Genomic DNA, 26,062 nt, shown 5'->3' on the forward strand with positions numbered 1-26,062 from the left:
CATCGCAAGGAGACGTCGCGCGCGCGATTACGCCTGAGGTAATCGGCGTGCCTCACCAGTGATACCGCACCACGCCCTTGCCGGCGTAGCTCGAGGTGACGTTGGAGAACTCGCCCTCGAACGTCGCCGATGCCGACCAGCCATTGCGCCAGTTCATCGCGAGCGATGCCGTGGTCAGCGCGGAGTCGCTGGCCTGCGCGGCGCCGTTGGCGATGAAGCTGGTGCCGGCAGCGCTTGGAAGGTCGCGGCGATCGCGCGGTTGGGATTGTAGTCATGCATGGCGCTGCTATTCTGCCGCGCGTTCTCGTCCACGGACAGGCGATCAGCCCATGAATCGTCGCGACCTGCTGACTTGCGCCGCCCTCGCCCCGCTGGCGCGATGGATCGGACCGAGGCCCGCGCCGGCTGCGGAAAGCGCAGGCGGGTCCGCCTCGCGCCCGCTCCGGCGAGCACGTCCTTCGGATCCCGAATGGCCGTCGGCCGCCAGCTGGAGCAGACTCAACGAGCAGACGAAGGGGCGCCTCATCGCCGTGAGATCGCCGCTGGAGGCATGTCGCGACAATCCTTCCGGTGCTGCCTGCCGCGACGTATTCAGGGAGCTGAAGAATCCCTACTCCATCGGCGACGACCCGGCCCTGACCCAGACCACGGGCTATCTCGACGCCTGGACGTCGGAGCCGAGCGTCTATGCTGTCGCGGCGCGAGACACCGCCGACATCGTCGCTGCCGTCAATTTTGCCCGTGACAACAATCTCCGGCTGGTCGTCAGGGGCGGCGGCCACAGCTATCTCGGCACATCGAGCGCACCGGACTCGCTGATGATCTGGACGCGCGCGATGAACGACATCACGCTGCATGACGGCTTCGTCGCGCGGGGCTGCGAGGATCCGCCACAGCCGGCCGTCACCGTGGGCGCCGGCGCGATCTGGATGCATGTCTACAACGAGGTGACCACCAAAGGTGGCCGCTACGTGCAAGGCGGTGGCTGCGGCACGGTCGGCGTCGCGGGTCTGGTGCAGGGCGGCGGGTTCGGCAGCTACTCGAAGAACTACGGCATCGCCGCAGCGAGCCTGCTGGAAGCCGAAATCGTGACAGCGGACGGCGTCGCGCGGATCGCAAATGCCCGCAACAATGCCGATTTGTTCTGGGCCTTGCGTGGCGGCGGCGGAGGCACTTTTGGTGTCGTCGCCCGCATGACTTTGCGGACCCATCCACTTCCCGACCTCTTCGGCTTCGCCAACATGACGGTCCGCGCCGCGTCAAGCGCGTCATTCCGCAAGCTGATCGGGGCGTTCATCGATCTCTACGCTGCGCGCCTGCACAATCCGCATTGGGGCGAGATCGTCAACGTCAAGCCGGGCAACGTGCTCGACATCCAGCTCTCGTTTCAGGGCCTTGCCAAGCCGCAGGCCGACGAGCTGTGGCAGCCCTTCATTGGTTTCGTCACCGAGGCGCGCGACGAATTCACCTTCGTTCGCGCGCCGTCGATCCGCACCGGTCCGGCGGCGCGGCGCTGGGACCTCGACTATATCAGGCAACGTGCGCCGCAGGCGATCCAGTTCGACGATCGTCCCGGCGCTCCGGCGGACAACGCGTTCTGGACCGCAAATCTGAGCGAGGCTGGACATTTCATTCACGGCTTCGAATCGCTGTGGCTGGCAGCTTCGCTGCTGGACGGCGCTGATCGCGAGCGGCTCGTCGATGCCCTGCTCGCGGCGGCGCAGCACTCAACGGTCGAATTGCATTTCCAGAAAGGGCTGGCCGGCGGATCGGAGACCGCGATCGCCACCGCGAAGCAGACTGCGACGAACCCGGCCGTGATCGATGCCTTCGCGCTCGCCATCATCGCGAGCGAGGGCCCGCCGGCCTATCCGGCCTTGAGAGGTCACGAGCCGGACCTGGCTGACGCGCGCAAGCATGCCGCAGCCATTGCCAACGCGGTGGGCGAACTCAGAAAGGTCGCGCCGGATGGCGGCGCCTATCTCGCGGAAAGCAGTTTCTTCGAGCGGGACTGGCAGCGAGCCTATTGGGGCGCGAACTATCCGCGGCTCCTGCAGATCAAGCAGAAGTACGATCCGGCGGGCGTGTTCTTCGTGCGGCACGGCGTGGGCAGCCACGACTGGAGCGACGACGGATTTACGCGGCTCACGACACATCAGTGAAGGTGGCGCTGCAACCGGAGACCCCTTCGCTGCGCCTTCACCAATGCGGTCGCTCGGGCGACGCTTCCGCAAGAAGCGCCGCCGCCGATCTGAGCCGCCAAGTTAAGCCCGTGGCTGCGTGGTTGCAAAGAGATAACGATGGATCTTCCACACGCTGTCCTCACGTCGGAAGATGAACAGTTCGTTGTTGCCCTCGTCGATCTCGAGCCCCGCCGCCAGAATCCTGGTACGGCCGGTCGAGCTCGTGCGCACCCATTGCCAATCCCCGAACGTCTCGACTTCGTGGATCTGGAATTTGACGTCGAGTTTGATCGTCCTGAACACCTGCTCGTAGCCAGCCCGGACAGCTTCTCGCCCCATCAGCGCAGGAGAATGCTGCGGCATGAAAGCGGGCTCCCGCCCATAGAGCTTCATAATTGCGTCGACATCACCTGCGTTGAGAGCGGTTTCGTAGGTCTTGAGGAGGTTTTCGATTGGCATCGCACAGATTCCTTGGGTTCGATGTGGCATCGCAAGCGCGACGGTCGATACCTAGGCTACTCAAAATCGATCCGGTACTGATTGATCTGGCAACTAGCCTCTCATTTATGATAGGCTTTCCGAATGGATCTCAACGCCGTCAAGATGTTCGTCAGCGTCGTCCAGGCGGGGAGCCTGTCGGCCGCCGCGCTGCGGATGGGGATCCCGCTGCCGACATTGAGCCGGCGAATCCGCGAGCTTGAGAAGGAGCTCAAGGTCGCCCTGCTGGAGCGATCGGCGCGCGGCACGAAGCTGACCGACATCGGCACCCGGCTCTACGACCGCGCTACCCTCGGAATTGACGCGCTGGCCGAAGCGGAAGAGGCCGCGAAGAGCGATCAGGCGCGTTTGCGGGGGCGTCTGCGGATTTCACTGCCGACGGAATTTGAGCCGTGGTGGGAGCTCATCGGCGCATTCCAGCGACGCTATCCCGACGTCCAGGTCAGTGCCTACACCACCGATCGCCGAGTTGATCTTGTGGAAGAGGGAATTGACGTTGCACTCCGCGTCGGCGTTCTCGTCCACGAAGCCATGGTGGCGCGAAGGCTCCTGGTTTATCGACACGTCCTCGTTGCCAGCCCGCAATTCATGAAGCGGTTTGGCACCCCGGACACACCGGATCAGATAACCCACCGCCCCTGCGCGGTCTGGTGTCGAGACACCAACAGTGGCGCTTCCTGGCGCCTCGGCGAGCACGTCGTCCGGCCGCAAGCGATTCTGTCCACGAACTCCTACCTGCATCTACGCAACCGGGCTCTGGCAGGCGAGGTATTGACCGAACTGCCCCCCTTTCTCGCGACCGCGCACCTCCAAAGCGGCAAGCTTTGCGCGGTGCTCGCAGATCACCCGATGCCGGAGCAGGAAGTCAGCCTGCTCTATCCGTCGCATCGCCACCCCTCCAGCATCGTCCGGGCCTATCTCGATTTCTGCCAGGCCAGCGTCGGAGAATTTCTGTCGTTACCGGCGGCACGGCCCGCGAAAAGCGACCGAAAGGCCTCGTCACGCCGGGGCACCCGGATCCGCGGGTGATTGGTTCGGGTCGCGTCGATCTCGTCACGTCAGCTTGCCGGTGTATTTCTCCAGCGCCGCCCACGCATCCGCGCCATAGGTCTTCTGCCACTGCGTGTAGAACCCCGCCTTCACCAGCGCGGCCCTGAACTGAACATGATCTGGCTTGTTGAAGGTCATGCCCTTCCCAGTCAGTTCAGCCTGCAACGAGCGGTCCATCTCGACCAGGTCGGTGCGCTCCTTCACTGCTGCCGCATCGAACGCGGCATTGATGACCTCGACGAGATCAGGCGGCAGGCCCGCCATCGCGCGGCGGTTGCCGATGATCCAGTAGCCGCTCCAGCAATGGTTCGACAGCGCGCAGTACTTCTGCACCTCGTAGAGCTTGCCGGTCGAGACCTGCGCCAGCGGGTTTTCCTGCCCTTCGACGATATGGGTTTGCAGCGCCGAATAGAGCTCGCTGTAGGAGATGCTCGACGGCAACGCGCCGAGACCGGAGAACAGCGAGGTCAGAAGCGCGGTCACCGGCACGCGGATCTTGAAACCCTTGAGATCGTCGACGCCATTGAGTTGCCGGCTCGACGACGAGGTGATCTGGCGGAAGCCATTGTCCCAGACCTTCCGGAGCGGCACCACGCCGCTCCTGGTGATCGCTTCGCGCACGAGATCGCCGACGCCGCCGTCCATCGCGGCCCAGACCTGGTCGTAGGACTGGAAGGCAAAGCCGATGCTGGGCAGGCCCGACAAGGGCACCAGGATCGACAGGGTCAGGCTCGGCGCGGCCATCAGCTCGATCCCGCCGGCCCGGACCTGCGACAGCATCTCGGGATCGCCGCCGAGTTGGCTGTTCGGAAACACCGTGATGTTGAGCCGGCCGGACGAACGCTCCGCGACCGCCTTGGCCGCTTCGACGAGACGGATCGTCAGCGGATGGGTTTCCGGGGTGTCAACGCCAAGCTTAAAGTCGAACTCGGCCGCGGCAATAGCTCGTTTGCCAAACATCGTGGCGGCGACCGCGCCGGAGCCAGCCCCGAGCACGCTTCTGCGGGTCATGATCTTTGTTTTCATTATTGTTTTTCTCCCAGGCGCATTCACGCGCCTGGCGCCAGTTTCAGCTCTCCGCCTGTGTGACGCAAGACACGGTGAAACCAATCGCTTCGTGGCACGAAACCATTTCGCGGAACTCACGAAACGATCCGGAAACAGATCGGGCTTACCAGTAGCTGCCATAGACGGCGCATAGACGCCCGGAGGCGACCATGAACCACTCGATCCATTCAGCTGACCGCGCGACCCACCTCAAGATTGTGGTGGTTGCCCTTGTTGCGGCCATCGGGGTTGCGGCGTTCGGCATTTCGGCGCGGCACAACGCGGATTTCACCCAGACCGCCCAGACCAATCAGGTGATCAAGGCCGGCAAGCCCGTCGCGATCACGTCGTCGGAGACGTCGACCGTTCGCTGAGACCATCGAGCGCTTCACCGGGAGAACGGCCGCCGCCCGGCGGCCTTTTTATTGCTTCCGCCAATTATTGCTTCCGCCAAGCATCAGCCGGGCAGCGTGGCGGCGGCGAAACCTTAAGCTGCTCCTAACACGATCGTTCGATTGCGATCTGCTCCGCGACCCCAGTTTTAAAAATTGTTCCGTACGGTAGGTGTCAACAGAGGCGCAGGCCCACAATGCATTTACAACAGCAAGTCATTACAACCGGCTTCAAGATCATCTGCACGGATTGCGGAAGCCTCGCAATCAAGGTCGCCGATCCGGCGCACGCGTCCGGCGACACCGTCATCGAATGCCGGCGCTGCAACGCCGTGCGCGGCACCGTGGCGGAGCTACACATCCTGGCGCGGCGCGGCCGCGACCTGTTCGAATTCTAGCCCGGCCCCACCCGATGCTATCAGACCCGAAAACCACCGCGCAAAGCGACGTTCCGATGGATACGGTCTGGTCGATCCTCGAGGCCGCCAATGAATTGGGCGATACCCATACCGTCGAGGCTTGCCGCCGCGTCATCGACGCCAATCTGCGCGGCGAGGCGCCAGGACAAGCCGATCTGGTCGCGGTCGCCGCATTCTTCGCGTGATCGCGTCGGCGTCTTGCCGCGGCCGATTCAATATGGCGTCACTGTGACAAGTCGCAGAGTGGAAACATGACGACGTGGATCGCCCGCCCCGGTTAACTTAGCTTGACTTGCGCTGTCCGAGGCCGACCGGCTAGCTGTCAAGCAGCTTCAGATTCGGGCCGGCCGATGAAATTGACGCGCGATGACCTGTTTGTCGGGGTCTCGATCTTCGGATTCTTCATCCTCAGCATCGGCTCGATGATCGCCTGCGGGCATGCATTCCCCGCCATGCATTTCTGGCGATCGGACGTCAGCGCGCACGCGATCCTCGGCACCGCCATCATGGCGGTCTTCATCCCGGCGTTCATCGTGAGCCGATTCAGCTTCGGCTATCTGGTCGGCTTCTCGCTGCTGTCAGCCGTGTTCGGCTTCGTCTGGCTGAGCTTCTTCAGCGCGTTCGATTATCCGCACACCATCGCCCGCTGGGCCATGATCGCCGCGCTGGCCGCGGCGATCATCCCGCTAATGTTCCAGAATATCCCGCTTTGGCGACCCAGCCTGTCGGAGACAGCCATCAAGCGCGTCGCGTTCCTGCTGCTCGGGGCGTCGTTCGCCGTGCTGATTGCCGACGTGTATTTCGGCGCCAGCCTTGGCAACCCCTATGGCACGGCCCGCAACGCCGTCGCGCGACCGGCGCTGCTGAACTATCTCACCGGAATCATCATCGGTGCTATTCTGCCCTATCTGTTCGCGCATTTCGCATCGCGCCGGGAATGGATGCCGGCCGCCGGCACGTTGCTGTTCGCACTCTGCTTCTACCCGGTCGTCAACAACAAGACGATTCTGCTGCTGCCGCTCTGGCTGCCATTTCTGTTCTTCCTGTTCGGCCGGTTCGACCCGCGGCTCGCCACGGTGCTGGCCTACGTCGTCCCGATGATCGTCGGTCTGGCCGCGTTCTTCGTCCTCGTCGCGGACACGGACTACGTGATCTTCAGCGCCATCAATCTGCGCTTCGTCGCGATCCCCTCCCTCGCGCTCGATCACTACGCCGACTTCTTTGCACATCGTGAACTGACCCGCTTCTGCCAGGTATCGGTCCTGCGCCAGCTGATTGCCTGCCCCTACGGCGAACTCGGCCCGGCGCTCGGAGCCATCTATCGCGACGGCAATTTCAACGCCTCCTTCCTCGCCACCGAGGGGATTGCATCGGTCGGCCTTGCGCTCACCCCGGTTTCGGCGTTCGCCTGCGGCCTGATCCTGTCACTGGGATCGATGGTCTCGCGCCATCTCTCGCCGCGCTTCATCGCAGTCTCATCCGGCATCGCCGTTCAAGCGATCATGAACGTGCCGTTGACGACAGCCCTGGTGTCGAACGGCATCGCGCTGCTGTTCCTGCTGTGGTGGCTGACCCCCGAGCAGCGGGAGGAAACCTCACGCAGTTCCCAGCCATCAGGGCAGCCCATCAATGCTGTCGGTGCCGCGGCCTGACATTTACCGGCCACGATGCGACATGGCCGGTTCGTGAGCGAGGTCGGCAGGCGCCCGCATTGAACCGAGTGCGATCGATCAGCGGCAAAGCACCTCGCGCCGGCTGAAAATGCGGCCGGGCACATCGCTTGTGCAGGGGTCCGTAACGTCCTTGACTAACGGGATGCGGGCCTTTATGCCCTCGGTCCTGCGCGGATCAATTTGATGATCAGCATCCGCGGGAGTAGCTCAGTTGGTTAGAGCGCCGCCCTGTCACGGCGGAGGCCGCGGGTTCGAGTCCCGTCTCTCGCGCCAGTCTTATCAAGCACTTACCACCTGTTCCGAATTTCGAGGGTGTTGCGAGCGTCAGCCGCAACGCAGGTTGTCCGCTGCGCCGTGGACGCGGGTTGCCGGCTGTTTTCAGGGGAAACGGCGTAGTCAGCAAAGCCCCGAATCAAATAAGGCCTGATAGGTCTGGGTTCCTGTGGCCGGCCCGGCGCTGCCCGTTTCCCAGACCGGCCGTTTCAGGACCTTTCCGGACACTTTTCCCGACGCGAACGGCTTTACCATTCGCGTGAAAGCAGCAATCCAGCCATTCAGCAACGAGGAGGGCCACACATGGCGAAGAAAGCAGCGACCCCGGCGACAATCACGCTGAAGCACCTGGCAGCGGCCATTGCCGAAGAGCAGGAGCTGTCCAAGAAGCAGGCCGAGACGATCCTGACCGACATGGTTAGCCGGATCACCAAGCACCTCAAGAAGGGCGAGCGCGTCCGCATCGTCGGCCTCGGCATCCTCCAGGTTCGCAAGCGCGCCGCCCGCATGGGCCGCAACCCGGCGACCGGCGAGCAGATCCAGATCAAGGCAAGCAAGAAGGTCGCCTTCCGCGCCGCCAAGGAGCTCAAGGAAGCCGTCTAGTGCTTCCAACTCTCCCGGTCGATATCAGGCGCCATTCCGGCACGTGACGCGGCCCCGGAATGGCGCTTTTCTGTTGTAGAGCTGGCGCCTGATGCGCTTTGCTTGCGCGAACCAATTTCGCCTGAGCGCCTTATCCCTGTCCCGTACCTCTGCGTGGTCTTCATGCTGGCACCGGCCCTCGACTTCAAGCACACCGTCACCGAGCGTTTCCTGCGCTATGCCGTGATCGACACCCAGTCCGATCCGGATTCACCCACCACGCCCTCCACCGAGAAGCAGAAGAATCTCGGCCGCCTCCTGGTCGCCGAACTGCAGGCGATGGGCATCTCAGACGCGCATCTCGATTCCTGCGGCTATGTCTACGCGACGATCCCGGCCAACACCGACAAGACGGTGCCGGTGATCTGCTTCTGCTCGCACATGGACACCTCGCCCGACTGCACCGGCAGGAACGTCAGGCCGCAGATCGTGAAGAATTATCGCGGCGGCGACATCGTGCTCCCGGCCGACGCCTCGCAGGTGATCCGCGCCGCCGAGCACGAGGCACTCGCCGACCAGATCGGCAACGACATCATCACCACCGACGGCACCACCCTGCTCGGCGCCGACAACAAGGCCGGGCTCGCCGAGATCATGGATGCGGCGCATTTCCTGGTCAGCAATCCACAGGTCAAGCACGGCACGATCAAGATCCTGTTCACGCCGGACGAGGAGATCGGCCGCGGCGTCGACAAGGTCGACATCAAGAAGCTCGGCGCCGATTTCGGCTACACCATGGACGGCGAGACCGCAGGTCACATCGAGGACGAGACCTTCTCGGCCGACGGCGCCAGCGTCATCATCGAAGGCGTCGCGACCCATCCGGGCTTCGCCATGGGCAAGATGGAGCACGCGATCAAGATCGCCGCCGCGATCGTCGACCGGCTGCCCAAGGACACCTGCTCGCCCGAGACCACTGAAGGCAAGGAAGGCTTCCTGCACCCGGTGGCGATCTCCGGCGCGCTGGAGAATGCGCGGATCGACTTCATCGTGCGCGACTTCACCGAGCCGGGTCTGAAGCAGAAGGAAGCGCTGCTGGAAGGGATCGTGAAAGACGTCATGACCGGCTATCCACGCTCGACCTACCGCATCGAGGTCAAGCAGCAGTACCGCAACATGAAAGAGGTGATCGATCGCCACCCCCAGATCGTCGCCTACGCGATCGAGGCGATCGAGCGCGCTGGACTGACGCCGGTGAGGACCTCGATCCGCGGCGGCACCGACGGCTCGCGGCTGTCCTTCATGGGGCTGCCCTGCCCGAACATTTTCGCCGGCGAGCACGCTTTCCATTCGCGACTCGAATGGGTCAGCCGGCAGGACATGGAAAAGGCCGTGCAGACCATCGTGCATCTGGCCATGATCTGGGAAGAGCGGGCGTAGATCCTGCGGCCCCCGGCACGGCGCATCAAGCGCGATCAAGAACCTTCGGCGAGGCGACAACAGAGGATACGACAGTCATGCAACCTGCCTGCGAGACGAACCAAGCAATCCGTCGGCCCAGAGGCGCCGCGATCACGCTGCTCGCAACGCTCGCCTTTGCGGCTGTCGCTGGCGGAGCGCATGCGAATTCAGGCACTGCGGAACAACGCAGGGCCTGCCGGGCGGACGCCATGAAGCTCTGCCGTGAATTCGTGCCGAACGTCAAGAATATCACGGCGTGCATGGAGCGGAACAAGCGCCACCTCAGCCCGGCGTGCCGCGCTCAATTCAACTAGCCGACCCAGCCTTCCCTTGCTCAAGCGCGATGAAATTGGATTGAATCATCATCGCGCTTTGGCTTGTTGTCCAAGCATGATCTTTTCGGAAAGCCGCTTGGCACTTTTCCGGATCATGCTTTAGGAAGCCCGCGCGGTCACGATCCAGATCGCGCCAGGCAGCGGCACGGAATCCCCCTTCGCGAACGGCGCCAGCGCCTCGCGCATCGACGCGATGGCGGCGGCGCGCACCTGATCCGGATGGCCTTCCAGCGCGCGGCTGGCGGGCCCGATCTCGAGCGCGCTCTGGATCGCCGCATCGATGCCGCGCCCGGTCGCGATATCGAGCTCGACCTTGCACGGCTCCATGGCAATGCCGGAGAAGCCGGCCTCGCCCAGAATCCGCTTCACCCGCGCTTCGGAGGCGAACGCGAACGGGCCGGGATCCTCGGGGCCGAGCGGCGGCAGCTTCGGCACGTGCTTGTAGACGGCCTGCAGCGGCGCCATGAAGAACGGATTTTCGCGCGGCTCCTGCCAGCAGGCGAAGGCCAGCCGTCCGCTGTTGCGCATCGCCTTGCGCAGATTGGCGAACGACAGCGCGGGATCGGCGAAGAACATCACGCCGAAGCGCGAGGCCAGCAGGTCGAAGCTCTCGGGGGCGAACGGATAGACGGTTGCGTCGGCAAGTGCGAACTCGACCGGCAGGCCCTGCGGGGAGCTCTGCCGCGCCTGTGTCAGCATCGGTTCTGAGACGTCGACGCCGAGCACCCGGCCATCAGGCGCGACTTTCGCCGCCAGCGCAAACGTCGCGGCGCCGCTGCCACAGCCGACATCGACAACGCGCTCGCCGGCCTTCGGCGCGGCGCGATCGATCAGGAGGTCGAGCACCGGCCGCAGCACGACGTCCTGCGCGGCCTGCCGTGTGGCCCAGCGCTGGCCGCCCGGCCCGTTCCAGTAGGCAATCTGATCGGCGTTTTGCGGGTGACCTGCGTCCATGTGATCAAAACCTTTCGCCGCAATAGGCGACGTGCGCCTGCATGATCGCGGCTTCCTGCGGCGTCGTGTCTTGCGGAAGAGTCGGGCGTGGACCGGTCAGCTTGCAGAGGTAGTACGTCATCGACCTGGTCCGCGCCCGGGATTATTTGGCGGCCGCGCTCGTCGGCTTGGCCGGCTTCGTCTTCGCGACATTCGCCTTCGGTGTGCCCTGCCCGTCATTGGGGCGTGCCATGCCCCATGGGTCGACCGGCTTCTGGTTCGGCACGGCGTTGAGCGCACGCTGATAGGCGCGCTGCTGCCTCTGCTCGTTGGCTTCATCCGCCGGCGACTTCTCGACCTCCTCACGGTATTTCGGAACGTGGTCGGCCTGCGCGAATGCAGGTCCGGCAATGAAGGCCGTCAGAAGAAGAGCGGCAGCGATGATGCGCATGAATCGAGTTCCCGGTTATGCGGTGAACAATACCATCTGATTGCGGCGATGTCGGCGCCAATTGAGCGCAGGCAACAGCCATCACCGAGACGAGATAATCTAGCGTCTGATCGTCTCGGTGCAAAACGACAAGATCAAGACCCTAACATCTGAAATTGCTCAGGTTTTGGTAATCGCGCATGCTTTGGCTTCGCCATGCGCCATGACCAGCCTTTCGCTGGCTCGCGGACACCAAACAGCGATATTTGTTTTGCCCCACGGTGGCCTTGGCAGGCGAAACTGATCCGTCTAATCCGCTGTCCTGCGCAGTGTGGAGGCGTTACCGATGAGATTGGTGATCTTGGCTGGACTTGCCGTGGTGTTGTCGGCCGGCATCGCAGCGGCCCAAACCAGTGTGGGTGGCCCTGGCAAGCGAACGGAGCAGATCGGCGGCCCCAACGCGATGACCAACCCGGTCATGGCGCCGCCGCGCACGCCGCGTCCGTCACTGCCGCCCAAGGCTGGAGCTCCGGCTGCCCCGCGTCATTTCGCGCGTTGAACGGGAACGAGAACTGGAGGCTAGCTCTCCAAGATCTCTCCCGTTCGCACGGTCTGACGATGGACGACACGGATACCCGAACCATTGGCTATCGAATGAAGCCGTGGACCGCCGACGAGGAGCGAAAAATCCTCCTCCTGAGGGACACGGGAAAGACCCCGCGCGAGATTTCACTGCTGCTGGGGCGGAGCCAGGCTGCGATCGAAGCGAGATTCCGAAAAGTACGCCTGGAGCAATCCCGGTCGACAAGCTAGCCCCGGTCGGGTGGCGTCCAATGCTTCAGCGAGCATCGGGTCTCAGAGCGCGCTTCCCTTCTTCCTGATGAAGTGCTCGAACATTTCCTCGCCAAGCAGCGAGCGGCAGCTTTCGTCCTTGCCGTTGCGCCGTGACAGATCATCGAGGTTGTCGAAGACTTTCCGGATCAGCCGCGTAACTTTCGGATTGATGTCCTTGCGATCGTACGGCCTGCCGACAAAGGCGCTGGCGCCGGCGACGAACTTCGGCAGGAGGTAGACGGCATCGACGCCCCGCCCGTCAGCCCATTCGACCAGACCATTGCTGTCCATCTCATAGGTGTCACCGCAATAGATCGTCGCGTAGAGCCCTCCGGCCAATTTGGCCACGAACGCCGCATTGTCACCAGTCAGCCGTGCAGCGTGCGCCGATCCGGCGAGCAAGGTGGCGGTCACCGCTATGGCGTTCAAAACCCGGCGCATCGATGGTCCCGTTGCCGCGCGCATCTCGGGCGCGCAACCGTCGATCGATGCTAGTCAGGGAGCCTGACACCGGACTGAATTTGGCAGCAATTTCGCGGTTCGCGCTGCCGCTATCGGTACGCAGCGAGAACCACTGCGTCCGTAGCCGTGAACCGCGAAGGCTGGTAGGCGGCGAGAGATTCGAACTCCCGACCCTCTCGGTGTAAACGAGATGCTCTAACCAGCTGAGCTAGCCGCCCTTACCTGCGCGCCTCTTTAGCCTCGCCTGCCCCCGAGGCGCAAGGTCGCAAACCCTCAATCGATCGTCTTCACTCCATGGGCCGCGCCGGCAATGCCGCGAGATCATTGATCCACGGCGCGGCCGAGCGACACCAGACCTGACGCCGCGGGGTCAATTGGCCGCGCTGGCGGATGCTGCCCCAGCGGATGCCCCAGTCGTCGGGGCCGCCGTCCTCGCCGGCCGTGAACAAGGGGGAACCGCAGTCGCCGCAAAAATGCTGGAAGCGGATCCGGCCGTTGTCGCCCCTCTTGCCGTAAACCCTCGGCGCGCCTCCGGTCAGCTGGACCTGCTCGGCGGTGCAGATCACCGTAACTCGGTAGGGCGAGCCCGTGAGCGCCTGACAGTCGGTGCAGTGACAGATCGATACCCTCTCGGGATCGATCTCGGCCTGGTACGTCACCGCCCCGCAATGGCACTGCCCGTCGATCCGCATCCTGGGTTCTCCCGTCGAACAGAGCGACACCCGCCCACGCCGCTCGAGCACGCCGCTCGGAGCCATTGTAACGCGCTCGTGTGCGCGGCGCTGCAACGGCGCAACTCCGGTATCCCGAAATCGCCTTGTTTGGGATACCAAATCGGGATACGGCGTCGATCCAAGCCCAAACTTTCTCCCCGCCGGGACGCAGCCCAGAGACAGCCATGTCGCAGATGCTTCAGATCCATGACCAACTCAGGGAAATGATCCTGTCGCTCGATCTCGGGCCGGGCGAGCGGCTGACCGAGCGCTGGCTGGAGAGCCGGTTCGAGGGGTCGCGCACGCCGATCCGCGCCGCGCTGGTGCGGCTCGAAGGCGAAGAGCTGGTGCGCCGCGACGGCCGCAACTGGGTCGTCGCGCCGATCGACCTCGGCGAACTGGAGGCGCTGGCCGAGTTCCGGATTCCGCTGGAGACGACCGCCGTCCGCCTCGCCTGTGCGCGGGCGAACGAAGCCGACGTCGCCGGCGTCGAGGAGATGCTGGATGCCTGCCAGTCCGGCGCGCCGCGCGAGGAATGGCACCGCGTCGGCACCGATTTCCATGTCGAGATCGCGCGCCTCTCCGGCAACCCGTTCGTCGTCAAGGCAATCAAGGGCGCCATGACCCGGCTGTCGCGGGCGCGCTGGCTTGAAGTGTGGACCGAACCCTCGCGCGAGCAGGCCTGGCGCGAGCATCGCCGCATCCTCGGCTTCATCAAGGCCAACGATCCGGAGGCGGCCGCGCGCGAGGCCGCCGACCACATCACCGACACCCGCGACCGCCTGCTGCGCTCGCTCAACGAGGACCGCCGTGGCCTGCGGGCGCGCGGCTTCGCCGTGATCGGGTTGCGCTGACATGAACGTGGACGTCGATCGCGAAGCAGTCCTGGACGCCGGCCCCTGGAAGCGCAACCTCATCGTCTGCGTGTTCGGCTCCTTCACGACCATCGTGGGGATGACGCTGCTGCTGCCGTTCCTGCCGCTCTATGTCGAGCAGCTCGGCGTGAGCGATCATGCCGCCATCGTGCAATGGTCGGGCGTGGCCTATGGCGCCGCCTTCCTGAGCGCGGCGCTGACGGCGCCGCTGTGGGGACGGCTGGCGGACCGTTATGGCCGCAAACTGATGCTGATCCGCGCCAGCCTCGGCATGGCGGTCGCGATGTCGCTGATCGGCATGGCGCACAACGTCTATGAGCTGGTCGGCCTGCGGCTGTTGACCGGCTTGCTCGGCGGTTACGCGTCGGGTTCGACCGTGCTGGTCGCAGCGCAGACGCCGAAAGCGCGCTCCGGTTGGGCGATCGGCGTGCTGTCCGCCGGCATCATGGCCGGCAGCCTGGTCGGTCCCTTGATCGGTGGCGTGCTGCCGGGCCTGATCGGCATCCGCAAGACCTTCTTCCTGATCGGCGGCGTCATCTTCATCACCTTCCTCGGCACCACCTTCCTGATCCGCGAGGACGCGCGTCCGAAGACCGTGGCAGGCGGCAAGTCGCGTGGCGGCTGGTCGCTGGTTCCGGACAAGCGGCCGGTCATCGCGATGTGGGGCACCGGCCTGCTGCTGATGATCGCCAACATGTCGATCGAGCCGATCATCACGGTCTACGTCGCGCAATTGGTCGAGGCGCCGCAGGTGACGTTCGTGGCCGGCCTCGTGATGTCGGCGGCGGCCTTCGGCAGCCTGCTGTCGTCGTCGCATCTCGGCAAGCTCGCCGATCGCGTCGGCCACTGGCGGATCATCATCGTCTGCCTTGCGGCCTCGGCGGTGCTGCTGATTCCGCAGGCCTTCGTGGTCAGCGGCTGGCAGCTGATCCTGCTGCGTTTCCTGATGGGGCTCGCGCTCGGCGGCCTGCTGCCCTGCATCGCGAGCGTGATTCGGCACAACGTGCCCGACGCGGTCACCGGCAGCATGCTGGGCTACTCGATCTCGGCGCAATATGCCGGCCAGGTGATCGGCCCGCTCGCCGGCGGATTCATCGGCGGCCATATCGGCATGCGCGCGGTGTTCCTCGGCACCAGCGTGCTGATGGCGCTCGGCGCGCTCGGCAATTTCATGGTCGAGAAGAAGAACTAGTCCGGCGGCAATCGCGAGAAACGGAAGTTGCAGTGGCTCGCGCCACCGGCCAATGTTTGCGTCCTCTCCAGGTGGATGCCGCGCGTTGCATAGGCGTCGAAATCAAGCCCGCAGATGTTCGGCAGGATTTCCTTGTCGCCATGGCGAGCCGCGAATTTGCAGAATCCGCAAGCCTTGTAGTCGATGCCGAATTCAAAGCTATCACCCGGGCCCGGCTCGACGAAATCGTAGACGAAATCCTCGGGGTACTCGTTCTGAAGGCTTCTGGCAGCCTGCTCGCGCAGCAAGGCCTGGTTCTCCGACGACATGAACTGACGCCCCGCGGCGAGCCGTTCGGCTGCGGGCTCGGTGAGCAATTGCGCCTTGTAGGTTTCCCGTTCGATCTCGCCGATCACGGACAGCGAGACGCCGTGCCGCCGCAGCACACGGCTTATCGCCATGAAGCCGATCAGACGCATGAAGAAATCGCTCATGCGACTTGCCGCGCCGCCGACATAGGGCATTTGGGTCAGCACGATCTCGAATTCATCCATCACCTGCTGCCTGATCGCGTCGAGATCGGACAGATGCGTGCGTTCGCGTAACATCGTTTCGGCAAGGTCGAGGCGATGGCGCATGGCGGCCTCCATCGCACCTCGATGCTTCTCGTAGAAGGGATGGATGATCTCGGCCATGTTACCCTGCGGCACGACGATCTTGCCGAAGGCGCGATCGGTGCACGTCTTGTCCCGCGTGCACGCGCTCCGCTCAACCGATTGTTTCTGACTGCCTGGAAGAGTTTTTCTATTCTGAAGCCGTCACCTTCACACCTGGACCCGCGCCCATGAGCTATCGTTTGCCTCCCCTGAACGGACTACGCGCCTTCGAGGCCGCCGGCCGCCACCTCAGCTTCAAGACGGCCGCGACCGAACTCGCGGTTACGCCCGGTGCCGTCAGCCAGCAGGTGAAGCACCTGGAACAGGCACTCGGCGTGCCGCTGTTCCAGCGGCTGCATCGCAGCCTGATCCTTACCGCGCAGGGCGAGGCCTTGCTGCCGCAAGTGGCGGACGCCTTCAAACGCCTGTCGGAAGCCAGCGATACGGTCGCGAAGGCGCTGAAGACGAAGCCGCTTCGCCTTGGCATCTCGCCGGCCCTGAGCGACAGGCCCGACCGACTGCTCGCCCATCTCGCCGGCATGAAGCGGCCGCCCGATTATGTGCGGGCGGTGGCGACCGACGACGTCGCCGATCTTCTCGCCGGCCGCCTCGATGCGCTGCTCCGCCCGGGGCCCGGCCCCTATCCCGGCCTGCATGCCGAAGTGCTGGCGCTGGCGCCCGGCTTCGGAGCCCACAAGAAGGCCTCGCTGGTGGTCTGGCCCGGCCTCGCCCGCTGTCGCGAATTCACCCGGACACGGGCGCTCCTGGTGAATGACTGAGGCACGACCGGGTCGGTCCGCCCCGTCGCCAAAGCACACGCCAACCGGATCGCGCTCCGTCGGGGCGGGGCACCTCGTTGGCTTGATCTTCGTTGGCCTGGTCGCATGGCCGGCAGCAGGGAGACCAAGCGCTCTTCACGCCAATAGTTCGGTCCGGTATTTGGCGGACAGCGCCTTTGCTCTTGCCATGCGCTCGGCCTGCTCGGCCTGACTTAGGCTGGGCGGCGGCGCGGTACGACTTGCGACGAGATCGCCGACCGCCAAAAACAATTCTTCCTGGCCTGCCGGCGTGCACATGCAGAGCATACGCGCCGGCCTGTTGGAGTCGTTCCTGAACGCGTGCGGCGCGTTCGCAGGTATGTTCACCGTCGAGCCCGCGGCAGCCCGATATGGTTGCCCACGGAACATCAACTCGATTTCGCCGTCGATGACGGTGAACATCTCCTCGAAGTCGTGACGGTGCGGCGGCGGTCCGCCTCCGGGCGGGATCAGCATGTCGATGAGGCAGTAGCGCCCACCGGTCTGCTCGCCGGATACGAGGACGGTGTAGGTGCCGCCGACGATCGAGACATGGCGGAGCATCGGATCGTCCGAGTGGGATAGCGTAAGTTTCCGACTGATATCGTCAGGGGGCAGCGGCACTCCGGATTGGGTGGTCATCTGATCGCTTCCTTCTGATCTGGGATCGGCTTCAGAAACGCTCGGTGTCGAAGTCCTCAATGAAGCAAGCGAATTCGTCCGCGCCATGGCGATTCTGACCAGCCAGGCAGCTTCGTTTGCCAAAACAAAAACGGCGCCCGAAGGCGCCGTTTGATTTTTCAGATCGGAGGTTGGCTCAGTGCGCCGTCAGGCCGCCGGAGGCTTCATCCGAAGCGTCGGGCTTGACGTCGACCTTGCTGGCCTCCTCTTCCCAGGCGATCGGCGCCGGCACGCGGACCAGCGCCTTGGCGATGACCTCATCCAGCCGCGAGACCGGGATGATGTCCATGCCGCCCTTGATCGCATCGGAAATCTCCGTGAGATCCTTGGCGTTGTCCTCCGGGATCAGCACCGTCTTGATGCCACCGCGCGCGGCAGCCAGGAGCTTCTCCTTCAGACCGCCGATCGGCAGCACACGGCCGCGCAGCGTGATCTCGCCGGTCATCGCGACATCGTGGCGGACCGGGATGCCGGTCATGACCGAGATGATCGCGGTGGCCATCGCGACACCGGCGGACGGACCGTCCTTCGGGGTCGCACCCTCCGGCACGTGAACGTGGATGTCGCGGCGGTCGAACAACGGCGGCTCGATTCCGTAGTTGATCGCCCGCGAGCGCACGTAGGACGCCGCAGCCGAGATCGACTCCTTCATCACGTCGCGCAGGTTGCCCGTCACCGTCATCTTGCCCTTGCCGGGCATCATGACGCCTTCGATGGTGAGCAACTCGCCGCCGACATCGGTCCAGGCCAGACCGGTGACGATACCGACCTGATCCTCGCTGTCGATCTCTCCGAAGCGATACTTCGGCACGCCGAGGAACTCCTCGATGTTCGCCTCGGTGACCTTCACCGATTTCTTCTTGGAGATCATCAGCTCCTTCACCGCCTTGCGAGCCAGTGTGGAGAGCTCACGCTCCAGGTTACGCACGCCCGCTTCGCGGGTGTAGCGGCGGATCATCAGCAGCAGGGCCGCGTCGTCGATCGACCATTCCTTGGAGTCCAGACCGTGCTTGGAGAGCGCGCTCGGGATCAGATGCTTGCGCGCGATCTCGACCTTCTCGTTCTCGGTGTAGCCGGCGATCCGGATGATCTCCATGCGGTCCATCAGCGGGCCCGGAATATTCAGCGTATTCGCGGTCGTGATGAACATCACGTTGGACAGGTCGTAGTCGACCTCAAGATAGTGGTCGTTGAAGGTCGAGTTCTGCTCAGGGTCAAGCACCTCGAGCAGCGCCGACGATGGATCGCCGCGGAAATCGGCGCCCATCTTGTCGATCTCGTCCAGCAGGAACAGCGGATTCGAGGTCTTCGCCTTCCGCATCGACTGGATGATCTTGCCGGGCATCGAGCCGATATAGGTGCGGCGATGACCGCGGATCTCGGCCTCGTCACGCACGCCGCCGAGCGACACGCGCACGAACTCACGGCCGGTCGCTTTCGCGATCGACTTGCCGAGCGAAGTCTTGCCGACGCCGGGAGGCCCGACCAGGCACAGGATCGGTCCGGTCAGCTTGTTGGCGCGCGACTGCACTGCGAGATACTCGACGATGCGGTCCTTGACCTTCTCGAGCCCGTAGTGATCGGAGTCCAGCACCGCCTGCGCGGCCTCGAGGTCCTTCTTGACCTTGGACTTCTTGCCCCACGGAATCGACAGCAGCCAATCCAGATAGTTGCGCACGACGGTCGCTTCCGCGGACATCGGCGACATCTGGCGCAGCTTCTTCAGCTCGTGCTGCGCCTTCTCGCGGGCTTCCTTGGAGAGCTTGGTCTTGGAGATCTTCTCCTCCAGATCGGCCAACTCGTCGCGACCTTCGTCGTCGCCGAGCTCCTTCTGGATCGCCTTCATCTGCTCGTTCAGGTAATACTCGCGCTGGGTCTTCTCCATCTGGCGCTTGACGCGCGAACGGATGCGCTTCTCGACCTGCAACACCGAGATCTCGCTCTCCATCAGGCCGAGCACCTTCTCCAGGCGCTGCGTGACGGACAACGTCTCCAGGATCGCCTGCCGATCGGCAATCTTGACCGCGAGATGCGACGCAACGGTATCGCCGAGCTTGGCGAAATCGGTGATCGCCTGGACCACGCCGACGACTTCGGCGGAGATCTTCTTGTTCAGCTTCACATAGCTTTCGAAGTCGGACACGACCGACCGCGCCAGCGCCTCGGCTTCAACCGAGTTGGCGTCAGTGTCCGCGAGCGCGACCGCGGTCGCCTCGTAATACTCGCTGCGGTCGGAATACTTCTCGACGCGCGCGCGCTCGAGGCCCTCGACCAGCACCTTCACGGTGCCGTCGGGCAGTTTCAGCAGTTGCAGGACGCTGGCGAGCGTACCGGTCTCGTAAATTGAATCGGGTGCCGGATCGTCATCGGACGCGTTCTTCTGCGTCGCGAGCATGATCAGCGCGTCGTTCTTCATCACCTCTTCGAGCGCGCGGATCGATTTCTCGCGGCCGACAAAGAGAGGCACGATCATGTGCGGGAACACGACGATGTCGCGGAGCGGCAGCACCGGATAGGAATGGCTTTCGCCGTGGACGATCGTTGGCCGGGGTTTTGAGGTCGTCATGGCCTTATCCTTTTGTTTTGCCCCCTTGCTCGCAGTCCGCCTGCTTGCGCGACCGCCACAAGGTGCCTTGGTGATCCGGAAAAAGATTGCCGTCAGCAGCCGCTTATTCCGCATCGTAAAGCGACGAATCTCAACGCATGAGATCCCTCGCCGATAGCATTAGGTGGCTATCAGGCCGGGGGGTGTCAAGTCTGAGAAGTGCCCGGAAATGCAGGCTAAACAGGCATTTACTGCAACGCCAAAATGGCCGCGATTGCTGCGCCATTGCGGCCGCCGGATCGTCCGGCAGCCGTGCAATTTTGGTGGTCGTGACGCGCGCGTTTACGCGCTTGCGCTGCTCTCGACCGCGCGGTCGGAACGATCCGCATAGATGTAGAGCGGACGCGCCGTTCCCTCGACGACCTCGCGCGAGATCACGACTTCCTCGACGCCTTCCAGGCCCGGGAGGTCGAACATGGTTTCGAGCAGGATGCTCTCCAGGATCGACCGCAGGCCGCGGGCACCGGTCTTGCGCTCGATCGCCTTGCGGGCGACCGCGCCAAGCGCCTCGTCGGCGAAAGTCAGCTCGATGTTCTCCATCTCGAACAGCCGCTGGTACTGCTTCACCAGTGCGTTCTTCGGATCGGTCAGGATCTTCTTCAGCGAGGCCTCGTCGAGGTCTTCCAGCGTCGCGACGACAGGCAGACGGCCGACGAATTCCGGGATCAGGCCATACTTGAGCAGGTCTTCCGGCTCGACGTGACGGAAGATCTCACCGGTACGGCGGTCCTCCGGCGCGAGCACCTGCGCCGCGAAGCCGATCGAGGTCGAGCGGCCGCGCGCCGAGATGATCTTCTCGAGGCCCGAGAACGCACCACCGCAGATGAACAGGATGTTGGTGGTATCCACTTGCAGGAACTCCTGCTGCGGATGCTTGCGGCCGCCCTGCGGCGGGACCGAGGCCACCGTGCCTTCCATGATCTTCAGCAGCGCCTGCTGGACGCCCTCGCCCGACACGTCGCGGGTGATCGAGGGATTGTCCGACTTGCGGCTGATCTTGTCGATTTCGTCGATGTAGACGATGCCGCGCTGCGCGCGCTCGACATTGTAGTCGGCCGCCTGCAACAGCTTCAGGATGATGTTCTCGACGTCCTCGCCGACATAGCCGGCTTCGGTGAGCGTCGTCGCATCGGCCATGGTGAACGGAACGTCAAGGATGCGGGCCAGCGTCTGCGCGAGCAGCGTCTTGCCCGAACCGGTCGGACCGATCAGCAGGATGTTCGACTTCGCCAGCTCGACGTCGTTGTGCTTGGTCTGATGGTTGAGCCGCTTGTAGTGATTGTGGACGGCGACCGACAGCACCTTCTTGGCATGGCTCTGGCCGATCACGTAGTCGTCCAGGACCTTGCAGATTTCCTTCGGCGTCGGGATGCCGTCGCGCGACTTCACCAGCGAGGACTTGTTCTCCTCACGGATGATGTCCATGCAGAGTTCGACACACTCGTCGCAAATGAAGACAGTCGGTCCGGCAATCAGCTTGCGAACTTCATGCTGGCTCTTGCCGCAGAACGAGCAATATAGCGTGTTCTTGGCGTCGCTCGTGCCGACCTTACTCATTCATTATCTCCGTCCGCCGTTCGATCTCGTTTGCCAGATCGACCCAATCCGGCACACAACCGGCGTCTTGGGTAGATAGAGCAAATTCCGTACCAAAAAAGACCCTACGCAATACTGACCGTGCGAATCACGGTTTATTCGAATCTCCGCGATCTTAGCCGATGCATCACAGCCAACCATGCTGGCACCCGACTATCAAGAATTCGCTAATCGGGGGGCCGGCTCAAGACCGTGACAATACCGTGATTTTCCACGATCGCACGCGGAATGCGCGTCGAAATCCACGGAACGTTGCGGGATTACCACGGCGGCCGATGAGCACGAAAGCGGAACTTTCTGTCGTGCGCACGCAGTTACCGGCGGGGGCCGCCGCCCTGCATTGCCGGGTATGTGAGGCGTCAATGTGGAGATCACACCGACGCCTCCAGATGTCGTGTCCGATCAGGCGGCCGTCTCAGGCGGCCTTGGCGCTCGCCGGATCCTCTGGGCGCTTGTCGATGACCTTGTCGACGAGGCCGAACGCCTTGGCATCCTCGGCGGTGAGGAACTTGTCGCGCTCCAGCGCGTCCTCGATCGCCTTGTAGGTCTGGCCGGTGTGCTTCACATAGATCTCGTTGAGGCGCTTCTTGAGATTCAGGATCTCCTGCGCGTGCAGCATGATGTCGGTGGCCTGGCCCTGGAAGCCGCCGGAGGGCTGGTGCACCATGATGCGGGAATTCGGCAGCGTGAAGCGCATGTCCTTCTCGCCGGCTGCCAGCAGCAGCGAACCCATCGAGGCCGCCTGCCCCGTGCACAGCGTCGACACCGGCGGACGGATGAACTGCATCGTGTCGTAGATCGCAAGGCCCGACGTCACCACGCCGCCCGGCGAGTTGATGTACATCGAGATTTCCTTCTTCGGATTCTCGGCCTCGAGGAACAGCAATTGCGCGACGATCAGCGTCGACATGCCGTCTTCCACACCACCGGTGACGAAGATGATACGCTCTTTCAGCAAGCGCGAGAAAATGTCGTAGGCGCGTTCGCCGCGATTGGTCTGCTCGACGACCATCGGCACGAGGTTCATGTAGGTTTCAACGGGATCGCGCATGAAAGAACCCAAGGGTTAGGGGTGATGCAGAACTTGGCTCAGGGCAACTCGGCTCAAAGGCTACTTGGCTAAGGCCTGTCGGCTCAAGGCTTAACCCAGATATGGGCCAATTTCCGGCCGACAAGACCGACACTAGCCAACTGGGCAGGGTCGCAGACGTTGAAGCCGATTCGCCGCGACGCGCCTAGCGAGGGGACCCTCGCCAAGCGCGCTTTCGCGGTTCATCATTAACGCGAGGTGCCGGAATTAGGCGGCAGTCTTCTCGGCGTCTTCATCCTTGAACAGCTCGTCCTTGGTGACCTTCTTCTCGGTCACATTGGCGAGCTCGAGCACGAAGTCGACGACCTTGTCCTCGTAGATCGGGGCGCGGAGCTGGGCCAGCGCCTGGGCGTTGCTGCGGTAGTAGTCCCAGACTTCCTTCTCGCGGCCAGGCGCCTGGCGCGCGCGCTCGATGACCGCGCGCGACACTTCGTCGTCGGTCACGGTGATCTTGTTCTTCTCGCCGATCTCCGACAGCACGAGGCCGAGGCGGACGCGACGGTCGGCGATCTTCTGGTACTCTTCCTTGGCCGCATCCTCGGTGGTGTTCTCGTCGGCAAAGGTCTTGCCGGACGAATCCATCTCGGCCTTGATCGAGTTCCACATCAGGTTGAACTCTTCGGCGACAAGCGACGGCGGTGCCTCGAATTTGTGGCTCTCGTCGAGGCGGTCGAGCAGCGCGCGCTTGACCTTCTGGCGGGTCGCGCCGGCGAATTCGGCGGTCAGGCGCTCGCGCATCAGTTCCTTGAGCTTGTCGAGCGACTCAAGGCCGAGGGTCTTTGCGAACTCGTCGTCGACCGTGATCTCGCCGGGCGCCTCGATCAGCGTCGCGGTGGTCTCGAACTCGGCCGGCTGACCCGCGAGCTTCTCATTGAGGTAGTTCTTCGGGAACGGAACCTTCAGCGTTCGGGTCTCGCCAGAGCCGATGCCGGTCAGCTGCTCCTCGAAGCCCGGGATGAACTGGCCGGCGCCGATCACGACCTGGATGCCCTCGCCGGTGCCGCCCTCGAAGGCCTCACCGTTGATGGTGCCCTTGAAGCTGATGGTGACGCGATCGCCCTTCTCCGCCTTGGCGCCTTCGGCCTTGGCAATGTAGGGACGGCTGCCTTCGGCAACTCGCTTGATGGCATCGTCGACGTCGGCGTCGGCGACATCGACCACCGGCTTCTCGACCGAGAACGACTTGAAATCGGCGAGTTGGATCGGCGGCACCACTTCGATGGCGACGGTGTAGGTCAGGTCGGTCTTGCCCGACAGCAGCTCCTCGACCTGGTCCTTCTCGGTCGGCATCGTGATCTTCGGCTCGCCGGCAAGGCGGAAGCCGCGGTCTTCGAACAACTGCCGGTTGGTGTCGCTGATGGTCTGGTCGATGGTCTCGGCCATGACCGAGCGGCCATAGATCTTCTTCAGATGAGCCACCGGCACCTTGCCGGGACGGAAGCCGTTGAGACGGACCTTGTCCTTGAGGTCGACCAGCTTGGCGCCCGCCTTGGCATCGAGATCGGATGCCGGAACGCTGATCTTGAATTCGTGCTTCAGTCCCTCGTTGAGGGTCTCGGTGACCTGCATGGTATCAATCTTCTTCCGCTTTTGCCGCGGCCCGAGCGGCCGTGGCAGTGTTCAATCTGTGCGACGCTTGAGCCTTGCGGCCTGACGTCTGTGGGTTCGGCGAACCGTCATCCCCTGCGGGGCAAAGGCTCTCCAAGAATTCGTCATGCAAACGCTGTAAGCGCTTGGTGCGGGCGGAGGGACTCGAACCCCCACAACTTTCGTCACTGGAACCTAAATCCAGCGCGTCTACCAGTTCCGCCACGCCCGCGCGAAAAGCATCCAGTCCGGCCGCGATGCCGCGGGCGGCCGGGCTTATAACATGCGCCCACCGGTTCGCAGCAAAAAAATGGCCGCTGGCGACCTCATCCCGCGACCGATCGCGACTGGACAGGTGCACTCGAAAATGGTCCGCATCGGCCCGATGACAAGCCCCGTAGCACGTCCCGAATTTTCCCTCACCCGGCGCGATCTGATGGCCGCCTTCGGCGCCGCGGCGCTTTGCCCCGCCTGGCCCGCCACGGCCCTGGCGCAGGGCCGGACCGCGGTCGCGCTCAAGGCCAGGACCGATGGCATCTCGCTTCGCCCTGGCAGCGGACCGGAAACCCCGGTCTGGTCGCTCGGAAATGGCGAGCTCCGCTTCAAGCGCGGCGAGGTTCTGGACGTGACCTTTGGCAACGAATTGCCGGTCGCGGCCACGCTGGATTGCCGTGGGCTCGATGGCGTCCCCGCCGCCGAGCCGCTGACGTCCCGGGCGCCGCTCGCGACCGGGGCAACGGACAGCTTCCAGCTCCCGCTCCGGCATGCCGGTACCTTCCTGTGCGCACCGCTGGTCAGCGACGATGCTTCGGCGCCAACCCGCCCGCGGCCGCTGATCGTTACCGGTACGTCGCCGGTCGCGATCGACCGGGACGAGGTCCTGCTGATCGAGGAGTGGCGCCTGCGGTCGGACGTAACCGCGATCCCGCCCGGAAACGATCCGAAAGATTCGACGCCGATTCATACAATTAACGGCAAAACCTCATACGATATCTCGGCACCGGGCAACGCCCGCCTCAGACTCCGCTTTATCAATGGCAGCCAACGCAGCGTGCTGGCGGTCAAACTGGAGAATCTCGAGGTCCGCGTGATGGCCATCGACGGCCAGCCGGCCGAACCGTTCCCCGCCCGCAATGGTGCGCTGATACTGGCGCCGGGAAGCCGCACCGACGTCTTTGTCGACGCCGTGGGGCCGGCGGGAACGACCTTTGCGATCCTGTTGCACGACGGCAAGCAGGCCCACCCGGTCGGCAAACTCGTCGTCTCGAACGAGCCGCCGCTCCGGGCGGCGGCGTTCCCGCCGGCGCCGCCGCTTCCGGGCAACGACATGCCCGCCCAGATCGATCTGAAAAATGCCACGCGATTCGATCTGGCACTCGGCGCACCGGCCGAATGGTTCCGCACAGCCGATTTCAAGCCATCCGTCGCCCCGGCGTTTCAGGCCAAGGCCGGCCGGGCGGTGGTGCTGGCCCTGACCAACCGCGGCGCAATGGCCAGCGTGTTTCACCTGCATGGCCATCACTTCCGCCTGCTCGACCGGCTCGACGACGGCTGGAAACCATACTGGCTCGACACACTCGCGGTCGAACCGGGCCAGACCCAGCGGATCGCCTTCCTCGCCGAATATCCTGGCCGCTATCTGATCGAGCAGGTCGCGGCCGACTGGGCGGCACCGCGGCTCCTCCGATGGTACAATGTCCAATAACAAGACGAGGAAAC

At 63.8% G+C, this 26,062-nt stretch carries 25 protein-coding genes, 3 tRNA genes and 1 pseudogene; 14 read left to right on the plus strand and 15 right to left on the minus strand.

Features of this window, described 5'->3' with window-relative positions; genetic code table 11:
- Window positions 1–52 precede the first annotated feature (52 nt).
- Window positions 53–276, minus strand: a pseudogene (locus tag B2W55_RS22430) (autotransporter outer membrane beta-barrel domain-containing protein); the annotation flags it as partial.
- A gap of 254 nt (window positions 277–530) precedes the next feature.
- On the opposite strand from B2W55_RS22430, the gene B2W55_RS22435 reads away from it, so the two are divergent.
- Window positions 531–2,162, plus strand: coding sequence for an FAD-binding oxidoreductase (locus B2W55_RS22435; protein ID WP_204368038.1), 1,632 nt, complete (start codon window positions 531–533; stop codon window positions 2,160–2,162).
- Between the two features lie 102 nt (window positions 2,163–2,264).
- Here the strand turns inward: B2W55_RS22435 and B2W55_RS22440 are convergent, their stop codons facing one another.
- Window positions 2,265–2,642 (minus strand): YybH family protein, encoded by a 378-nt coding sequence (locus tag B2W55_RS22440; protein ID WP_024583469.1) that lies wholly within the window; start codon window positions 2,640–2,642, stop codon window positions 2,265–2,267.
- Window positions 2,643–2,765: 123 nt separating this feature from the next.
- On the opposite strand from B2W55_RS22440, the gene B2W55_RS22445 reads away from it, so the two are divergent.
- Window positions 2,766–3,710: a LysR family transcriptional regulator gene (locus tag B2W55_RS22445; protein ID WP_024583468.1), complete on the plus strand. Its 945-nt coding sequence runs from the start codon at window positions 2,766–2,768 to the stop codon at window positions 3,708–3,710.
- 24 nt (window positions 3,711–3,734) lie between these two features.
- Here the strand turns inward: B2W55_RS22445 and B2W55_RS22450 are convergent, their stop codons facing one another.
- The gene (locus tag B2W55_RS22450; RefSeq protein WP_024583467.1) at window positions 3,735–4,691 is read right to left on the minus strand and encodes a TRAP transporter substrate-binding protein; all 957 of its coding nucleotides are present in this window, start codon (window positions 4,689–4,691) and stop codon (window positions 3,735–3,737) included.
- Between the two features lie 257 nt (window positions 4,692–4,948).
- On the opposite strand from B2W55_RS22450, the gene B2W55_RS22455 reads away from it, so the two are divergent.
- The 7 genes from B2W55_RS22455 to pepT all read left to right on the plus strand — a co-directional run bounded on the left by B2W55_RS22455 (window position 4,949) and on the right by pepT (window position 9,557).
- A complete protein-coding gene (locus tag B2W55_RS22455; RefSeq protein ID WP_024583466.1) occupies window positions 4,949–5,152 on the plus strand; it encodes a hypothetical protein in 204 nt (67 codons plus the stop codon).
- Between the two features lie 215 nt (window positions 5,153–5,367).
- Window positions 5,368–5,568, plus strand: coding sequence for a hypothetical protein (locus B2W55_RS22460; protein WP_024583465.1), 201 nt, complete (start codon window positions 5,368–5,370; stop codon window positions 5,566–5,568).
- Between the two features lie 56 nt (window positions 5,569–5,624).
- Window positions 5,625–5,774, plus strand: coding sequence for a hypothetical protein (locus B2W55_RS22465; protein ID WP_244442288.1), 150 nt, complete (start codon window positions 5,625–5,627; stop codon window positions 5,772–5,774).
- 165 nt (window positions 5,775–5,939) lie between these two features.
- The gene (locus B2W55_RS22470; RefSeq protein WP_024583463.1) at window positions 5,940–7,241 is read left to right on the plus strand and encodes a hypothetical protein; all 1,302 of its coding nucleotides are present in this window, start codon (window positions 5,940–5,942) and stop codon (window positions 7,239–7,241) included.
- A 217-nt stretch (window positions 7,242–7,458) separates the two neighbouring features.
- Window positions 7,459–7,535, plus strand: a tRNA-Asp gene (locus B2W55_RS22475).
- Window positions 7,536–7,814: 279 nt separating this feature from the next.
- The gene (locus B2W55_RS22480; RefSeq protein ID WP_256372051.1) at window positions 7,815–8,138 is read left to right on the plus strand and encodes an HU family DNA-binding protein; all 324 of its coding nucleotides are present in this window, start codon (window positions 7,815–7,817) and stop codon (window positions 8,136–8,138) included.
- A gap of 162 nt (window positions 8,139–8,300) precedes the next feature.
- A complete protein-coding gene (gene pepT, locus B2W55_RS22485) occupies window positions 8,301–9,557 on the plus strand; it encodes a peptidase T (RefSeq protein WP_024583461.1) in 1,257 nt (418 codons plus the stop codon).
- Between the two features lie 455 nt (window positions 9,558–10,012).
- Here pepT and B2W55_RS22490 read toward each other — a convergent pair whose 3' ends face one another.
- A complete protein-coding gene (locus tag B2W55_RS22490) occupies window positions 10,013–10,867 on the minus strand; it encodes a class I SAM-dependent methyltransferase (protein WP_024583460.1) in 855 nt (284 codons plus the stop codon).
- A gap of 142 nt (window positions 10,868–11,009) precedes the next feature.
- Window positions 11,010–11,297 carry a hypothetical protein gene (locus B2W55_RS22495; protein WP_024583459.1) on the minus strand — a complete coding sequence of 96 codons (288 nt, stop codon included), beginning with the start codon at window positions 11,295–11,297 and terminating at the stop codon, window positions 11,010–11,012.
- A gap of 325 nt (window positions 11,298–11,622) precedes the next feature.
- Between B2W55_RS22495 and B2W55_RS22500 the strand changes: the two genes are divergently transcribed.
- Window positions 11,623–11,835 carry a hypothetical protein gene (locus B2W55_RS22500; protein ID WP_145987165.1) on the plus strand — a complete coding sequence of 71 codons (213 nt, stop codon included), beginning with the start codon at window positions 11,623–11,625 and terminating at the stop codon, window positions 11,833–11,835.
- A gap of 296 nt (window positions 11,836–12,131) precedes the next feature.
- Here the strand turns inward: B2W55_RS22500 and B2W55_RS22505 are convergent, their stop codons facing one another.
- The 3 genes from B2W55_RS22505 to B2W55_RS22515 form a co-directional block, all read right to left on the minus strand.
- Window positions 12,132–12,551, minus strand: coding sequence for a hypothetical protein (locus tag B2W55_RS22505; RefSeq protein WP_145987164.1), 420 nt, complete (start codon window positions 12,549–12,551; stop codon window positions 12,132–12,134).
- Window positions 12,552–12,713: 162 nt separating this feature from the next.
- Window positions 12,714–12,790: transfer RNA gene (locus B2W55_RS22510), tRNA-Val, on the minus strand.
- Between the two features lie 69 nt (window positions 12,791–12,859).
- On the minus strand, window positions 12,860–13,264 hold the full coding sequence (locus B2W55_RS22515) for a GFA family protein (RefSeq protein WP_024583456.1): 405 nt from the start codon (window positions 13,262–13,264) through the stop codon (window positions 12,860–12,862).
- A 206-nt stretch (window positions 13,265–13,470) separates the two neighbouring features.
- Between B2W55_RS22515 and B2W55_RS22520 the strand changes: the two genes are divergently transcribed.
- Together B2W55_RS22520 and B2W55_RS22525 are read left to right on the plus strand one after the other, a co-directional pair.
- Entirely contained in the window at window positions 13,471–14,139 is a 669-nt protein-coding gene (locus B2W55_RS22520) for a GntR family transcriptional regulator (protein WP_024583455.1), read from the plus strand.
- A gap of 1 nt (window position 14,140) precedes the next feature.
- A complete protein-coding gene (locus B2W55_RS22525; RefSeq protein WP_024583454.1) occupies window positions 14,141–15,352 on the plus strand; it encodes an MFS transporter in 1,212 nt (403 codons plus the stop codon).
- On the opposite strand, the gene B2W55_RS22530 is transcribed toward B2W55_RS22525, so the two are convergent.
- Window positions 15,349–16,026 carry an L-2-amino-thiazoline-4-carboxylic acid hydrolase gene (locus B2W55_RS22530; RefSeq protein ID WP_043855722.1) on the minus strand — a complete coding sequence of 226 codons (678 nt, stop codon included), beginning with the start codon at window positions 16,024–16,026 and terminating at the stop codon, window positions 15,349–15,351. The two genes, B2W55_RS22525 and B2W55_RS22530, sit on opposite strands and share 4 nt — an antisense overlap.
- Window positions 16,027–16,175: 149 nt before the next feature.
- Here B2W55_RS22530 and B2W55_RS22535 point away from each other — a divergent pair, with 149 nt between their 5' ends.
- Window positions 16,176–16,766, plus strand: coding sequence for a LysR family transcriptional regulator (locus B2W55_RS22535; protein WP_024583452.1), 591 nt, complete (start codon window positions 16,176–16,178; stop codon window positions 16,764–16,766).
- A gap of 135 nt (window positions 16,767–16,901) precedes the next feature.
- On the opposite strand, the gene B2W55_RS22540 is transcribed toward B2W55_RS22535, so the two are convergent.
- From B2W55_RS22540 to B2W55_RS22565, 6 genes are all read right to left on the minus strand, one after another.
- Complete coding sequence (locus B2W55_RS22540; protein WP_029879733.1) at window positions 16,902–17,426, minus strand: cupin domain-containing protein; 525 nt, start codon at window positions 17,424–17,426, stop codon at window positions 16,902–16,904.
- A 175-nt stretch (window positions 17,427–17,601) separates the two neighbouring features.
- Entirely contained in the window at window positions 17,602–20,031 is a 2,430-nt protein-coding gene (gene lon, locus B2W55_RS22545) for an endopeptidase La (RefSeq protein WP_024583450.1), read from the minus strand.
- Window positions 20,032–20,352: 321 nt separating this feature from the next.
- A complete protein-coding gene (clpX, locus tag B2W55_RS22550; protein ID WP_024583449.1) occupies window positions 20,353–21,627 on the minus strand; it encodes an ATP-dependent Clp protease ATP-binding subunit ClpX in 1,275 nt (424 codons plus the stop codon).
- A gap of 454 nt (window positions 21,628–22,081) precedes the next feature.
- Window positions 22,082–22,717 (minus strand): ATP-dependent Clp protease proteolytic subunit, encoded by a 636-nt coding sequence (locus tag B2W55_RS22555; protein WP_024583448.1) that lies wholly within the window; start codon window positions 22,715–22,717, stop codon window positions 22,082–22,084.
- A gap of 246 nt (window positions 22,718–22,963) precedes the next feature.
- Entirely contained in the window at window positions 22,964–24,325 is a 1,362-nt protein-coding gene (gene tig, locus B2W55_RS22560; protein ID WP_024583447.1) for a trigger factor, read from the minus strand.
- A 165-nt stretch (window positions 24,326–24,490) separates the two neighbouring features.
- Window positions 24,491–24,575, minus strand: a tRNA-Leu gene (locus B2W55_RS22565).
- 135 nt (window positions 24,576–24,710) lie between these two features.
- On the opposite strand from B2W55_RS22565, the gene B2W55_RS22570 reads away from it, so the two are divergent.
- Window positions 24,711–26,048 carry a multicopper oxidase family protein gene (locus B2W55_RS22570; protein ID WP_043855723.1) on the plus strand — a complete coding sequence of 446 codons (1,338 nt, stop codon included), beginning with the start codon at window positions 24,711–24,713 and terminating at the stop codon, window positions 26,046–26,048.
- Window positions 26,049–26,062: the final 14 nt, after the last annotated feature.

The sequence above is a fragment of the Bradyrhizobium sp. UBA2491 genome, assembly GCF_002341725.1.
Taxonomy (GTDB): Bacteria; Pseudomonadota; Alphaproteobacteria; order Rhizobiales; family Xanthobacteraceae; genus Bradyrhizobium.